The organism is Morganella psychrotolerans (genome assembly GCF_965118875.1).
Classification (GTDB): domain Bacteria; phylum Pseudomonadota; class Gammaproteobacteria; order Enterobacterales; family Enterobacteriaceae; genus Morganella; species Morganella psychrotolerans_C.
Window position 1 is genome coordinate 244,769 of the sequence record NZ_CBCPJD010000001.1, and the last position, 14,681, is coordinate 259,449.

The window sequence follows — 14,681 nt, forward strand, 5'->3', positions numbered from 1 at the left end:
GCCCCGTTGTAATCAGGAAAATTCATGGAAAATCAACCCAAGTTGAATAGTAGTAAAGAAATTATTTCATTTTTGGCTCAGCGCTTCCCGAAATGCTTTATAGCAGAAGGGGAAGCCCGCCCGCTGAAAATCGGCATCTTCCGCGATATCGTTAGTCGTATCACCGAAGAAGACGGCATCAGTAAAACACAGTTACGTACCGCGCTGCGGATGTACACCTCCAGCTGGCGTTACCTTTATGGCGTCAAAGAGGGAGCAAAACGTGTTGATCTGGATGGTAACGATTGCGGTGAACTGGAAGCGGAACATGTTGAACATGCCCGTATTCAGTTAACGGAAGCCAAAGCGCGGGTTCAGGCTCAGCGTGCACAAAAACGTGAGCAGAACGGTGAGAAAAAACCGCGTACGGCTGATAAAGCCGCCGGTAGCGCCCGCCGTCATAACCCGGATCAGCCTAAAGCGCCGAATACCGGAACTGCTCAGCCGCCACAGACCCGGAGTGCGCCACGTAATAAACCACGCGTGCCCCGTGCAGAACCTCAGCCTGCACTGATTCCGATTACGGATATTCAGGCCCTGACTGTGGGGCAGCAACTGAAGGTGACGGTAGGATCCGGCGTTATGGATGCGCAGGTCCTCGAAATCACCAAAGATGGTGTACGTGTTCAGCTACCTTCAGGGTTGGCAATGATCGTACGTGCGGAACACTTAAAATTCTGATACGGAGTCAACCAAGGCATGAACAAATTTTTACCCCTGGCGTTGCTCATCGGAGTTAGTTTAACCGGCAACGCGATAGCCAAAACCGGCACAACGGCATTGCCGGATGTGAAACTGAGTCAGCTACCGAATACACAGCAAGCCCCGGAACACTCTTCGGTCAGTGAGCGTGTGACCTCACGGTTTCTGCATTCCCATTACCGTCAGTTTCAGTTGGATGCTGAGTTTTCAGCAAAAATTCTTGAACGTTACCTGAATTTACTGGATTACAGTCATAATGTATTTTTAGCCTCTGATGTGGCCGCATTCAGTAAAAATAAATCGCAGGTCGGCAGTTACCTTCAGAAAGGTGAGCTACAGCCATTATATGAGCTGTTTAACTTGTCGCAGAAGCGCCGCTTTGAGCGGTTTGAATATGCGCTGGCCCGTCTGAAGCAGCCGATGAATTTTGATGGTGACGATGTTATTGCTACGGACCGAAGCAAAGCGCCCTGGCCGCAGACAGAAGCTGAGCTGAATAATCTGTGGGATGCCAAAGTCAAATATGACTGGCTGAGCCTGAAATTATCCGGCAAAGATGATAAAGAAATTAAAGAAACACTCACAAAGCGCTATACCTATGCGCTTAAACGTCTGACTCAGACGAAAAGTGAAGATGTATTCCAGTTGATCATGACGGCGTTTGCACGTGAAATCGACCCGCATACCAGCTATCTTTCTCCGCGTAATACCGAGCAGTTTAACTCAGAAATGAGCCTTTCCCTTGAAGGGATCGGTGCTGTGTTGCGTATGGATGACGACTATACAGTGATCAACTCATTGGTCGCAGGTGGTCCTGCGCTCAAGAGTAAAGAGCTTTCCGTCGGGGATAAAATCCTCGCGGTAGGTCAGACCGGTAAAGCAATGGTGGATGTGGTCGGCTGGCGGCTGGACGATGTTGTTTCACAAATCAAAGGTGCGAAGGGCAGTAAAGTCCGCCTTGAAGTCCTGGGTGATACCAAAGGTGCGAAGCCACGTATTGTGACGCTGACCCGCGAACAGATCCGCCTGGAAGACCGCGCTGTTAAAATGACCATTAAACAGGTCGGTACTCAGAAAGTTGCGGTTCTCAATATTCCGGGCTTTTATGTCGGTCTGACCAATGACACCAAAACGCAGTTGCAGAAGCTGGCAAAAGAGAAAGTGGATGCGGTGATTATCGACCTGCGCGGTAACGGCGGTGGCGCACTGACAGAAGCGGTGGATTTATCCGGTCTCTTTATTACCAGTGGCCCGGTGGTTCAGGTACGTGATAACAATGGTCGTGTCCGTGAGGATGCGGATACCGATGATGTTATTTACTACAAAGGTCCGCTGGTGGTCATGGTTGACAGATTTAGTGCTTCGGCCTCTGAAATTTTTGCTGCAGCTATGCAGGATTACGGACGAGCCCTGATTGTTGGTGAACCGACCTTCGGTAAAGGTACTGTGCAGCAGCACCGGCCGATCAGCCGGATTTATGATCAGATGCTGCGTCCTGAGTGGCCTGATTTAGGCTCCGTTCAGTACACTATCCAGAAATTTTACCGTATCAATGGCGGTAGTACGCAGCGTAAAGGTGTGACACCGGATATTATTATGCCGACCGGCTATGATAATGATGATATCGGCGAAAGCTTTGAAGATAATGCGTTGCCGTGGGACAGTATTACACCTGCGGAGTACAAGTCTGCCGATGTGGTCAGCAAAGCCGTACCGGAGCTGGCACTGAAATATCAGGAACGGACGAAAACAGATCCTGAATTTGGTTATATCTATGAAGATCTGCAACGCTATAAAGCCAATAAAGCAACGCAGGATGTTATTTCGCTGAATTACGCTAAACGTGATAAAGAAGATAAAGAGCTGGAAGCGACCCGGCTGAAGCGGATTAACGAACGTTATGCGCGCGAAGGTAAAAAACCTATTCTGAATCTGGAGGCATTGCCGAAAGATTATGAAGGACCTGATGCTTATCTTGATGAAACCGTTAAAATTGCTGCAGATTTAGCAAAAATACCGGATATTACGAAGAGCGCACAATAATCTGTTTCCCATCTGATTATCAGATATAAAAAAATCGACAGCTTACAGGCTGTCGATTTTTTTTGTGCTGCATACACAGATACCATTGCGTATCAGGCAGCACCGGCAATCGTATCGCAGATTAAAAGAAGCGCGGTACAGAAATTGTCATAACAGCATTAGTAATACGATCGAAAGTTGTTTTTGTAGATTTGATTAATTTAGCCATAACAATTCCTCCATTATTTTAAAAAATAATGTTTAATATTCAGGTGAGTAATATTTATATTCACAATATATACCCAACGTCATTCAGGATGTAGCCAACGAACCTGTAGTTTGAATGAGTAAGGGTATAAGCTGATACAGTCAATGAGTCAGCGCTGTATCTCTGAGACGCACTTTACTCATTAGTGTGAGTTCAATCAAGTTTTTGCTCAAAAGAAGTTGAACACAATTAAATCAATTTTAACTCAAAAACTGTCCACTTTGTAAATAAAACAGTACAGCTACCAGCGTACACTGGTTAGCTTAGGGAGCCATGGTGATAATTCGTACAAAATTCAATACGCCATTGGGCAATATGTCTGCGGCTGCCACAGAGCACGGTATTTGTTTTCTGGAGTTTTTTGAGGACAACAGACGGGAAGATACGTTTTCGCTGGTGACGCGACGACTAAACCTGCCGGTATCGGAAGGAAGCCACCCGCATCTTACTTTACTCAATACCGAGTTGCAGAACTATTTTGCGGGTAAATTAGCCCGTTTCACTGTGCCGTTGGTGTTACCCGGTACATCCTTTCAGCAACAGGTCTGGGCACAATTACAATGTATCCCCTTCGGCAGTACGCAGACGTACAGCGGGCTGGCGGAAATATTATCCTGCCCGCAGGCTGTCAGGGCTGTGGGGCGGGCAAATGGAATGAACCCGGTATCAATACTGGTGCCGTGTCACCGTATCACCGGTAAAAATGGCGAACTGACCGGCTATGCGGGAGGAACGGCGCGTAAAGCCTGGTTGCTGGCACATGAAAAACAGTATAAAGGAGTTGCGTCATGATTTTCTGTAAACGGGTTTATGATGAGGTTACTGAGAGTGATGGTTACCGGGTTCTTGTTGACCGCCTGTGGCCGAGAGGGATAAAAAAAACAGACCTGCATTATGACGAATGGAATAAAGAGGTCGCACCTGAGACAGAACTGCGCCAGTGGTTTCATGCTAATACGGATAAATTCGCCGAATTTGAGCGACGTTACCGGCAAGCGTTGGAAGAGAGGCCTGAATTCTGGCGGCCGTTAGTGGTAAAAGCGGGGCAGGGTAATCTGACGTTACTGTTTGCTGCAAAAGATAAGGAACATAATCAGGCAAAGGTACTGAAGACATTTTTGGAAGAAAAATTATCATAGGACGCGCCACAGCCAAAAAAAATCCCGGCAAACCGGGATTTTTCAGTAAATACGATATTTTAAACAATCAGCTCAGGATCTTGTTCTCTGCGAGACTCAGGGCGAAATAACTGAAAATCAAATCAGCACCGGCGCGTTTAATTGACCCCAGCGTTTCCAGTACAACGCGTTCTTCATCAATAGCTCCGGCCTGTGCGGCCAGTTTGATCATGGCGTATTCGCCGCTCACCTGATAGGCCGACAACGGCAGATTTGAACGCTCACGCACATCACGCAGGATATCAAGATAAGCCCCCGCTGGTTTAACCATCAGCATATCCGCACCTTCCTGCTCATCGGTAAGTGATTCGCGGATAGCTTCGCGGCGGTTCATCGGGTCCATTTGATAGGTTTTTCGGTCGCCTTTCAGACAGGAACCGGCAGCATCCCGGAACGGGCCGTAAAGGGCAGAGGCAAATTTTGTCGAATAAGAAACAATGCCGGTATTATGGAAACCGGCGGCATCCAGCGCGAAGCGGATCGCACGGACTTGCCCGTCCTGCGCCGCAGATGGCGCAATAAAATCAGCTCCGGCCTGTGCGGCAATAACCGCCTGTAAGCCCAGGTTATGCAATGTTTCGTCATTATCGACAACACCGTCATGCACCACACCGCAGTGTCCGTGGCTGGTGTATTCACAGAAACAGGTATCAGACATCACCACCATTTCAGGGACGGTTTCTTTGCAGATGCGGGACATACGAGCGACGAGCCCGTTTTCCGACCAGGCATCGCTGCCGGTGGCATCAAGGTGATGTGACACACCAAACGTCATCACTGATTTGATCCCGGCTTTCGCTATCCGTTCTATTTCATACGCCAGGCGTTTTTCCGGAATGCGCATCACGCCCGGCATACTGGCGATAGCTTTATAGTCGTCGGCACCTTCTTCGACAAAAATCGGTAATGCCAGGTCATTGAGGCTTAGTGAGGTTTCCCGGAACAGATCACGCATCTGCGGGGTCTGGCGAATTCTTCTCAGACGTTGGATGTCATGTTGCATAACGACAATAGCTCCTTGTTCGCATTGTTCGCAAAAAATATGCAATCAGTATAAACCTTTCGGTACCGGATGGGGTGCGGAGAGAAAAAAATAAGGCTCCGCGACGGGAGCCTTAAATGTCATGTTGGTTTATCTTCAGAATATAATACGGGCGATTTTATTCAGCTCTGAGATAAAACGTCTGATATTTTTTATTGCAGGTAACATAATTGCGTTCTTATTATTGCGTTTTTACAATGCGATGCGGTTACTTTAACATTTGATTGATGTATGTCAATCTTCATTGCAAATAAAATTTAACATTTAAACGTAAATTTGATTTTAACCGGTCCGGTGTCTATGAATACAACTAAGAAGCTGACTCAGAGACGATTACGATAAAATGCGACCACACAGAAGGACGCAGTAACCTTGTCTAATTCTTTTAAGAAGCGGGCAAAAAATCGCATGGCAAATATCCTTGTGTTGTTGTGATCTATATCTAAAAATTGCCCGTTTTTGTGACTGCAGTCAACATTTAAAGTCCGTAAAAATGAATTTTGATTAAAATAAGTGTGAAACAGATGCCGGACTTTGTCCGATTGTGTTTTCACATCGGATTAACGGTGGATTGCAGGATTTTATTGCATTTGTTAAATAACGCATTGCTCAGCGGGATTTTCATCAGTAAAACAGGCAGAATGGTACTTAACTGAAATCAAATGTTATCTGCGCTGTGTACCGGCGGCTGACAAACAGGATAAATATGGATTCATTACTCTTCTGGGGTTTTGTATTGCTGGCCATCATTATCGTTACACCGTTTATGGCGTATACGGCATTACGACGCACAGCTGAACTGAAAGACAAAGTGGGTGACCTGACCGCAGAAACGGAAGAACTGCGCAGAGCACTTAAAGGCTACCTTTCCGGTGAGCCGGTGCCGGAAACAGACATTGAAACAGAAACCGTTGTTGTCCGGGCAGAACCTGCGCCTGCGCCGTATTCAATGCAGGCGGTGACAGTGAAAGCTCCGCCGGTTGCAATCCCTGCACCGATTGCCGCAATAAAAACAGCGGAACCGGTTAATCGTCCACCTGTTTATGACGGAAATACCGGTGATATTCAGGAGCGGAATAATCCCGCTGCAAATATTATACAGTGGTTGCTCAACGGCAATGTGCTGGCAAAAGTCGGCATTTTGCTGCTGTTTGTCGGACTCTCGTATCTGCTGAAATTCAGTATTGAAAACAATATGCTGACGCCGGAGTTCAGACTGATAGGTGCAGGAGCGCTGTCTGTGGTGCTGTTTATCGCCGCCTGGCGTGTACGCGATAAAAACAGACTCTACAGCCTGGTAGTTCAGGGCGGCAGTCTGGGCGCTTTCTATATTACTATTTTCGCAGCCTATAAACTGTATCAGTTCCTGCCGCCTGTTTTTGCGCTCTTACTGATGGTGATTATCTGCATGGCATCTGTCTTTTTTGCTGTGGTGCAGCGGGCAGTCAGTCTGGCGGTTCTTGCCGTGATCGGGGGTTACGCCGCACCGGTATTGCTTTCAACCGGCAGCGGAAACTATATAGCACTATTCTCTTATTATCTGATGCTTTCCGTATCCATTCTGGTGATGAACCACTGGCAGGGCTGGCGGTTGCTCAATATTATCGGTTTTGCATTTACCTTTGTTATCGGGGTTGCCTGGGGGGTAAACAGTTACCAGCCGGAATACTATCTGAGCTGCCAGATTTTTATTATTCTGAACCTGATCCTGTATGGTCTGATGACTCAGCAGTATGCCCGGCTCCATATGAAGACTGACGGGGATCGCAAACAACTGACGGTGGATTCCGTTTTACTGTTTGCGCCACCGATCCTGGCATTTTCGTTGCAATACGCGATTACACTGCCATTTTACCTCGGAACCGCTATTTCCTCGCTGAGCTTTGGTCTGATCTATATGGTGCTGACGGTTATCAGCCTGCGCCGTTTCCGGGAATCAGGGCATCGTCTCTCACTCGGTTTTTTACTGCTGAGCACCGGGTTTATTTCTCTTGCCGTTCCGCTGGCATTATCGGCACAGTGGACATCGGTTGTCTGGACCATTGAAGGGCTGGCTATCCTGTGGTTTGCCTGCCTGCAAAAACAACGGGTTTCTGTCCTGAGCGGAACAGGATTGGTCTTGTTTGGTTTTGCTTCCCTTTTGTACAGCATGGATTTCATATACTGGTCACAGCAAAGTATGTGGATGTACATCTTTCAGTGGGCAGGATTGCTGACAGCAGGGGCGCTGCATCATCATTACCGGTTACTTTCCGGCAGTAAGTCCGTTTCGGTTCTGTTACTTGTTCTGGCAATGATAGTCTGGGGATTGTGGTTATGGATGCTGCCGTGGCTGTCACCGGCGGGAAATTTCCTGTCGCCGCAGGAATACCTGCTTACCGGACTGGTCATTTCTGTCTGGAGCTGGTATTTCCTTGCCCGCAGAGTGCAGTGGACTCAATTGTATTACTGCATCGGCTTCCTGTGGTCACTCAGTCTTCTGACTATCATCGGTGACATTGGCATCGATAATCATCCAATGGGCTCTGTGCATGGCAGTTTTATCTGGTTGCTGATTATTGCGAGTATGGTGAACTTTATTCGTCTTCTGCCGGAAAATGTTCCGCAGATTGTCCGTAATCTGGTGCACGGTGCGACCCTCTGGACGCTGATCGGTCTGCTGCTGGCAGAAGTATTGTGGATAGATAACCGCCTGCCATGGGGCATGGATGAATGGATCTATTTTATTAATCTGCTGGCAATCTGCGGCATCATTTTTACGCTTTACATATTGCAGCACCTTCCGCTGCCGCCGATGGACAAACATGCCGCGCTTTACTGGCAGAGCCTGTATCCGCTGGTGGTCATACTTGTCATTATGCTTATCAGCGGGAATATTCAGGATGGTCAGTTATCTCTCTGGACTTACATTCCGCTGCTTAATCCGCTGGATGAGGCCGGGCTATTCGGTATCGCAGCGTTATGGAGTTTTCGCAATGCGCTTATCCGGACACGACCGAAAGTCCGTTACCGGGCCGATATTGTCCGGTGGCTGGGCTTTACCATTATTGCGCTGGGTATCTGGTGGGCTAACGGGATACTTATACGCGCGCTGGCATTTGTCGATGGTACGGCATGGACATCACAGGCGCTGATTCAGTCCCGGTTTATTCAGACCACACTGGCGATTATCTGGGCGCTGACCGCCGTGATCCTGATGATAAGTGCCACCCGTTACCATAAACGTTACTTGTGGCTGGCGGGTGCGATTACGCTGACGGTGGTGATAATTAAGCTTTTTGTCATTGATATGAATCAGAGCAGCGGGCTTGCCCGCGCAATTGCGTTTATTGGTGTTGCGCTGCTTATCCTGGTTGTGGGGTATTTCTCCCCGTTACCGCCGAAAGTGGCGACAGGCAACTATAACAACAAGGAACATAAAGGATGAATTCAGGGAATTATGCAAGAAATCATCGCAGATGGCGCGGCGGTATGATGATCCTGACTGCGTTTCTGGCATCAGTGACGTCATTGTCCCGGGCAGAAACACCGGCGAAGACATTGACCCTGAATGATTTCAATCAGGGTGCGGAACTGGTTTTGCAGGGTGGCAATGCACCATTCTACCGGCTGACCGTGCCGGAGAATGTTTATCTGAATAGTGCCCGGCCTGATCTGCGGGATATCCGTGTGTTTGATAACACCGGTCATTCTGTTCCGGTGGCACTGACGTCGGCAAAACAGACAACGGATGAAACAATCAGAGTCCGGTTTATTATTTACCCGCTCTCACAGACCCGCGCGCAGGGAAGTGATGACGATCGTAAAATTCGCCTGAAAGCGGATAACGGCACAGAACTGACTATTTACAATGACAATGCCGGGACTCTGCTGCGCCCGGCAACGGCGACGTATCTGCTGGTGCCGGACAATCATCAGCCGTTGGCACTGCCGCTGCGTGAGGTCAGTCTGACCTGGCCGGCGCAGACCGGAAATATGCAGGCAACAGCGACTCTCTACCGCAGTGATGATAAACAAAACTGGTCACCGGTGGCCCGTGATATCCCTCTGATGGATCTGACATCCGGCACAGATACCTTACTGGCTCAGCAAATAATGATCCCGTCATCGGTCAGTGCATCAGAAAGAAAAGCGCCGTACTGGCTGCTCTCCGTTACCGGGGATAACGGGCAGACACCGCCGGTTATTACGAAAGCAGAAGGTACCGGATTACAGACCGTTGAGCGCCGGGACGTGAATCGTTTTATGTTTGAACAGAGTGCCGCACCTGACGGGGCGGCGATTTACAGTTTGCCGAATAGTCAGTATCTGAACCGGCTGGATATTAATATTGCACAGCAAAATACCGTACTGCCGGTGCGGATTGAGTACCGGACAGAAACGGACGGCAAATGGCTGCCGCTGGCAAATCAGGTGCTGTTTTCGCTGGATGATAACGGCGCGGAAAGCCACAATGCCAATATCATGCTCAATGATCAGCTTGTCCGGCAGTTGCGTCTGACTGCAATTAACAGTAGCTGGCGTGATCAGCCTCCGAAGGTGACAGGTATAAAATATGCGCAGTATCTGACATTTAATGCACAGGGAACCGAGCCGTATCTTCTGGCGTGGGGCGCTTATAATGCGGAACCGGTATTTATGCCACTTTCACAGATGCTGCCGGAAAATACCCTGAAAAGCCAGGCGGAGTTGCCGTCTGCAACGGTATCAGACCAGCTCAGAACGCTGGGAGGGGAAGAAAAACTCCGTCCGGCTCCACCGGCGGCACCGCCGTTTGCCTGGAAAACCTGGCTATTATGGGGAGTGCTGGTCGCGGGTGTTGCCGTGCTCGGATTATTTGCTGTCCGGTTACTGAAAGAGATTAAACCCTCACAGATGTGACTGCTGACGCAGATCAGAAGATAAAAAAATCCGCACGTTGCATAACAGCGTGCGGAATAAATCAAAAAATAAAAGGAAGGGTATTTAGTACAGGAAATTTATAGTAACAAAAATACCTCTTCCTCTCTTTAGCGATTCGTTGCATTACGAATGAATCGCATTTATTGCCAGGCAGCAGAATTATTTCCGGTAGACCGTTTTAATCTGAGCGATAGTATTTTTAAACGTCTCAGATAAATGCTCATCATCAATCTCACTGATCTGACGTTCCATATTAACGATAATCCGGCCGGCATCAGCCTGACCTACCGCTTTCAGTAAATATGTTACCAGCGCTTTTAAACAGGTGACTTCCGCCGCTAATGTTTCAATTTCGTTTTCAGTTTTAAATGCGTTATTCATGGTTAACCTCAACCGTTTTATTTTATCTGTCCCGATATATCAGCGGCAAAGAATACCAGAAATGACCGTTACTACCCTACTTTCTTTTTGATTTACTCATTATGATGATGAATATACCCAACGTCATTCAAGATGCAGGCAGGCGGCAAGGGAAGTTAGACGGGGAGCATACATCAGTATGTGACCCGGCTAGCTGACAGCAGCCAACGAACCTGCAGTTTGAATGAATAAGGGTATATACAGAAATAATAATCCGTGTCCGGAGGTAAGGTTAATAATATGAACCACATTGATATCAATACGATAATCAGTCATTGCCCGGCGCTGAAAACACCGCGCGCCGCAGACAGTCATAAAGGTACATTTGGCACGCTGGCTATCACCGGTGGTGCGCAGGGCATGAGCGGTGCCATTATTCTTGCCGGATGTGCAGCACTGAAAAGTGGCTGTGGTAAAGTCATTCTTCGTTTTAATCAGCCGCAATTGCCGCAGGCGTTTATTGAAAATGCACCGGAGCTGATGCTGAGAACGGCAGGTGACCCGATGGATTCTCTGCCGGTCACCGCAATGGTGACCGGTCCCGGTCTGGGACTGAATGCACAAAGCTATCAACTGGCGCAGGACGCATTTTTGGTAACGGATAAACCACTGCTTCTGGATGCTGACGCGCTGACTATTCTGGCCGGGCTTCCCGGCACAACTCTGCATGGCAACTGTGTGATAACCCCGCACCCGCAGGAGGCTGCCCGCCTTTTACATACAACAGTGACTGATATTCAGTCAGACCGGGCGACAGCGGCACAGACACTCGCGTCACAATACCGCTGTTGGGTGGTTCTGAAAGGACACCGCAGCCTGGTGGCATCCCCGGATGGCGCATTATGGTGTAATTACAGCGGTAACAGCGGATTAGCCACAGCGGGCAGCGGGGATGTGTTGTCAGGGATTATCGGCAGCCTGCTGGCACAAAAATTACCTGTGCAGGAAGCTGTCTGCGGCGGTGTCTGGCTTCATGGCGCGGCTGCAGATGAATGTGTGGCAGCCGGAATGGGTCCGGTCGGATTAACGGCTCATGAAATAATTGATTATGTCAGGCTTATCCGTAACCGGCTGATTTTGCAGGCTGAGATAATCCCGGAAAAATAAGAGGTAACGGTATCAATCTCACAGATATTTTCAGTGAAATTTACTATAGTGGTGGTATATCGCATGACCCGCATCAGGAGGCAGTATGTATAATATAATTTTAGTTCCGGTTGATATCTCAGAAGAAGAATTAACCAGTAAAGCTGTCCGCCATGCACTTTATCTGGCAAAAGAAACAGGGGCAAAGCTTCATATTGTCCATGTCCTGCCTATTTCATCCGCGATTATTAATGCGTATGCGCTGGGTTATATGGAAATAAAAGATAAAGCGACAATTAAAGCGGAAGAAGATATACGTATGCTGATGGATTCAATTGATCTGCCGGCTGAGCGTCTGGCGTATACGATTACCTTCGGCTCTCCGCGGGATGAAATTATTCAGGCAGCTGAAGAGGTTAATGCCGATATTATTGTTATAGGCTCCCGCCGCCCGAATATCTCTACTCATTTATTAGGCTCAACCGCCGGTGGTGTGGTTCGTTACGCGCCGGTTTCTGTTATGGTTGTCCGCTGATATCACTATCTGCTGATATTGTTATCCGGTGATAAACATATTATCACCGGATATGTTTTCCCCTTCTGTTTAAGTACCACCCGCAAATAAGCACTGTTTATCAGAAATATGATAGCGGACACGGCTAATTGTCCGATGCCATCTATACTTAAATCAGATACACATTAATCAATAATGAGGGATGGTATGTATAAAATGATATTAGTTCCTATTGATGTGACAGAAGATGTATTGACCAGTAACGGGCTTAAACACGCGGTATATCTGGCAAAGATGTCGCAGGCAAAGCTGATGTTATTTCATTCTGTGCCTGATATTTCTAAATTTTCAATAAGTTATAATTATCACTATGAACTCCTGAGTTCATTTGCAGATAAAGCCGTTGAGCGTTCAAAAGAAGAATTAAAAGTAATTGCAGACAAAATTGATTTGCCTGCGGAGCAGGTGAGCTATTTTGTTGATTACGGCACACCACGGGATAAAGTCCTTGCGAAAGCAAAAGAGATAAATGCTGATCTTATTGTTATCGGTTCCCGCCACCCTAGCATTTCCACACATTTGCTTGGCTCTACCGCATCAGGAATTGTGGCGCATGCACCGATTTCGGTGTTGGTTGTGCGCTGACCGTATCTTAAATACAAAATAGAAAGAGGTCCGCTGCGGACCTCTTTCAATACAACAGAACAGGGATAATTACTGTTTATCTGCTGCGGCTTTGAATTCCTTTAATGCATCCAGCCCTTGCTGACATGCCATATCCTGTGTTTCCTGCGGGACAGATTGGATCTGTGTTTTGGCTGTTTCAAGCTGTTGTTTCATTGCATTCACCTGTGCGGTGGCATCAGCATTACCTTTCGCGTCCTGCTCTGCGAGTTTCACCATATCGTCTATATCGGTGAAGTATTCATCACACACGTTGCTTGCATTTGCCGCAAATGCGGTCAAAGAAAACAGACATCCCAGGGAAATTAACGTCAGTTTTTTCATTATAAGCCTTATATTGTAGGTAGGGTGGGCAAGTATGAATAATTAGTCACTATGCCCTGAATTATCCTGTCTTATATATAAGAATAATATGAATGTCAGCACAATTACGTAGATTTTAAGTAAAAACCACATAATTACGCAGTGGATGGAAAAGGAAGGTGTAACAGGAAAATCCGGATAATTCGTGCGAATGAAAGTGAAAATCATTCTTATTTGTTGACATGCTATCAATCGGTGAATACTGTACCCATAAATACAAAACAAGATTCGGAGTTTTTATGTCAGAGTTTACCTTTATTCACATGGATATCAGCGAATTCCCGGTAGTTACTATGCTTTCATTCCCGGAAAATATGGCACAAACAGAGCAGTGGGTTAAAGAGCTGGATGTGTTGCTGGAAAAACAGTCTGCTTTTTCACTGATTTATCCGCCGAAAGACGCACAGGAAAAACCGGAGACTCAGGAGGATATGGATGCCCGCAAATATGTCCGCCGCTGGTTAAAAACCGGAAAGGACAAAATGACAGAGTATTGCCGGGCAATGATCCTGACCGTTAACCCGGATGCACAGGATAAAGCGGCACTGGAACAATTTGCGCCGATGGCATCCGCTATTTATGGTGTGCCGGTTGTTGTTGCAGACGACCTGCGTACCGCACGCGAAAAAGCCGCTGAACTGAATGGTTGAACGCAGATACTGATTGTCACCGCTGCTTATTGGCAGGTCAGGCGGTGATGGATATAACAGGCTGTTATCTCAACGGATAACGGTAGCTGTTTTTCAATAAATCCGGCAGTGGGTTTTTCATGGCGCTGACTGAATACCGGCAGATAAAGATCTGCTTTCAGCATTTCCAGAAAACGCGCGGCGACAGCCTGTAATATCTCCTGAGATGCGTCTATCCCGGGGACAGCTTTCAGCCGGGCAGCTAATTGCTGTGATGTCCGCTGAGGTCCTGCCTGATAAAAGCGCTCACTGATTTGCGGAAAGCGCTGGGATTCCGCAAGAATCAACTGATACAGTCCGAGTGATTGCGGATGAACAATGCTGTTCAGATAACGTCTGCCACAGTCGTATAACAGTGCTTCCGGCTCCGGGGCAATATCCGGGGTATCATTCTCTTCTTCAAAAATCCCGCAGATAAGGTACTCGATCACCGCCAGAAACAGGGCTTCTTTTCCCCCGAACGAGGTATAAAGTGTGGAGCGCGATCCGCCTGACTGTTCAATAATCATATCCAGAGTCGTTCCCTCGTAGCCATGAAGAATAAAGACATCAGCAGCGGCGGTGAGGATAGCATGGCGGCGGCGCTGCCCTTTCGGGGTTAATGGTGACGGGGATGATGACATAACAGAAACAGGCTCCGGTGGTAATAATAAGCCCTGATTTAACCACGCCGGGGAGGATTGCTCAATAGCTGCCTTTGCTGCCATACTGACAATAATACAAAAGGTGATCGTTTATTGGTCAAATTATTGTTCAAACTCTTGATCAAACC

General features: G+C 47.6%; 14 protein-coding genes. 10 read left to right on the plus strand and 4 right to left on the minus strand.

The window, feature by feature from the left end:
- Positions 1–24 precede the first annotated feature (24 nt).
- The 4 genes from proQ to ACMHKJ_RS01175 all read left to right on the plus strand — a co-directional run bounded on the left by proQ (position 25) and on the right by ACMHKJ_RS01175 (position 4,170).
- Positions 25–720, plus strand: a complete 696-nt coding sequence (gene proQ, locus ACMHKJ_RS01160) for an RNA chaperone ProQ (protein ID WP_413491650.1) — start codon at positions 25–27, stop codon at positions 718–720.
- An 18-nt stretch (positions 721–738) separates the two neighbouring features.
- Entirely contained in the window at positions 739–2,784 is a 2,046-nt protein-coding gene (prc, locus tag ACMHKJ_RS01165; protein ID WP_413491651.1) for a carboxy terminal-processing peptidase, read from the plus strand.
- Positions 2,785–3,304: 520 nt separating this feature from the next.
- Positions 3,305–3,823, plus strand: a complete 519-nt coding sequence (locus ACMHKJ_RS01170) for a methylated-DNA--[protein]-cysteine S-methyltransferase (protein WP_413491652.1) — start codon at positions 3,305–3,307, stop codon at positions 3,821–3,823.
- Positions 3,820–4,170, plus strand: coding sequence for a DUF488 domain-containing protein (locus ACMHKJ_RS01175; protein ID WP_413491653.1), 351 nt, complete (start codon positions 3,820–3,822; stop codon positions 4,168–4,170). The genes ACMHKJ_RS01170 and ACMHKJ_RS01175 overlap by 4 nt, the downstream gene beginning before the upstream one ends.
- Before the next feature lie 67 nt (positions 4,171–4,237).
- Here the strand turns inward: ACMHKJ_RS01175 and hemB are convergent, their stop codons facing one another.
- Positions 4,238–5,212, minus strand: coding sequence for a porphobilinogen synthase (hemB, locus tag ACMHKJ_RS01180; protein WP_413491654.1), 975 nt, complete (start codon positions 5,210–5,212; stop codon positions 4,238–4,240).
- 745 nt (positions 5,213–5,957) lie between these two features.
- Here hemB and ACMHKJ_RS01185 point away from each other — a divergent pair.
- Both ACMHKJ_RS01185 and ACMHKJ_RS01190 read left to right on the plus strand, forming a co-directional pair.
- Positions 5,958–8,678, plus strand: coding sequence for a DUF2339 domain-containing protein (locus ACMHKJ_RS01185; protein ID WP_413491655.1), 2,721 nt, complete (start codon positions 5,958–5,960; stop codon positions 8,676–8,678).
- Between the two features lie 44 nt (positions 8,679–8,722).
- Positions 8,723–10,132 carry a DUF3999 domain-containing protein gene (locus tag ACMHKJ_RS01190; protein ID WP_413491656.1) on the plus strand — a complete coding sequence of 470 codons (1,410 nt, stop codon included), beginning with the start codon at positions 8,723–8,725 and terminating at the stop codon, positions 10,130–10,132.
- A 180-nt stretch (positions 10,133–10,312) separates the two neighbouring features.
- Here ACMHKJ_RS01190 and ACMHKJ_RS01195 read toward each other — a convergent pair whose 3' ends face one another.
- On the minus strand, positions 10,313–10,534 hold the full coding sequence (locus tag ACMHKJ_RS01195) for a DUF2594 family protein (RefSeq protein WP_413491657.1): 222 nt from the start codon (positions 10,532–10,534) through the stop codon (positions 10,313–10,315).
- A gap of 279 nt (positions 10,535–10,813) precedes the next feature.
- Here ACMHKJ_RS01195 and ACMHKJ_RS01200 point away from each other — a divergent pair, with 279 nt between their 5' ends.
- The 3 genes from ACMHKJ_RS01200 to ACMHKJ_RS01210 all read left to right on the plus strand — a co-directional run bounded on the left by ACMHKJ_RS01200 (position 10,814) and on the right by ACMHKJ_RS01210 (position 12,818).
- Complete coding sequence (locus ACMHKJ_RS01200) at positions 10,814–11,680, plus strand: NAD(P)H-hydrate dehydratase (protein ID WP_413491658.1); 867 nt, start codon at positions 10,814–10,816, stop codon at positions 11,678–11,680.
- Positions 11,681–11,765: 85 nt separating this feature from the next.
- Positions 11,766–12,194: a universal stress protein gene (locus tag ACMHKJ_RS01205; protein ID WP_067362825.1), complete on the plus strand. Its 429-nt coding sequence runs from the start codon at positions 11,766–11,768 to the stop codon at positions 12,192–12,194.
- 186 nt (positions 12,195–12,380) lie between these two features.
- Positions 12,381–12,818 (plus strand): universal stress protein, encoded by a 438-nt coding sequence (locus tag ACMHKJ_RS01210; RefSeq protein WP_413491659.1) that lies wholly within the window; start codon positions 12,381–12,383, stop codon positions 12,816–12,818.
- Positions 12,819–12,887: 69 nt separating this feature from the next.
- On the opposite strand, the gene ACMHKJ_RS01215 is transcribed toward ACMHKJ_RS01210, so the two are convergent.
- Positions 12,888–13,181, minus strand: coding sequence for a DUF5339 domain-containing protein (locus ACMHKJ_RS01215; protein ID WP_413491660.1), 294 nt, complete (start codon positions 13,179–13,181; stop codon positions 12,888–12,890).
- Positions 13,182–13,459: 278 nt separating this feature from the next.
- Between ACMHKJ_RS01215 and ACMHKJ_RS01220 the strand changes: the two genes are divergently transcribed.
- Positions 13,460–13,870 carry a hypothetical protein gene (locus ACMHKJ_RS01220; protein WP_413491662.1) on the plus strand — a complete coding sequence of 137 codons (411 nt, stop codon included), beginning with the start codon at positions 13,460–13,462 and terminating at the stop codon, positions 13,868–13,870.
- Positions 13,871–13,896: 26 nt separating this feature from the next.
- Here ACMHKJ_RS01220 and ACMHKJ_RS01225 read toward each other — a convergent pair whose 3' ends face one another.
- The gene (locus ACMHKJ_RS01225; RefSeq protein WP_413491663.1) at positions 13,897–14,616 is read right to left on the minus strand and encodes a TetR/AcrR family transcriptional regulator; all 720 of its coding nucleotides are present in this window, start codon (positions 14,614–14,616) and stop codon (positions 13,897–13,899) included.
- Positions 14,617–14,681 lie beyond the last annotated feature (65 nt).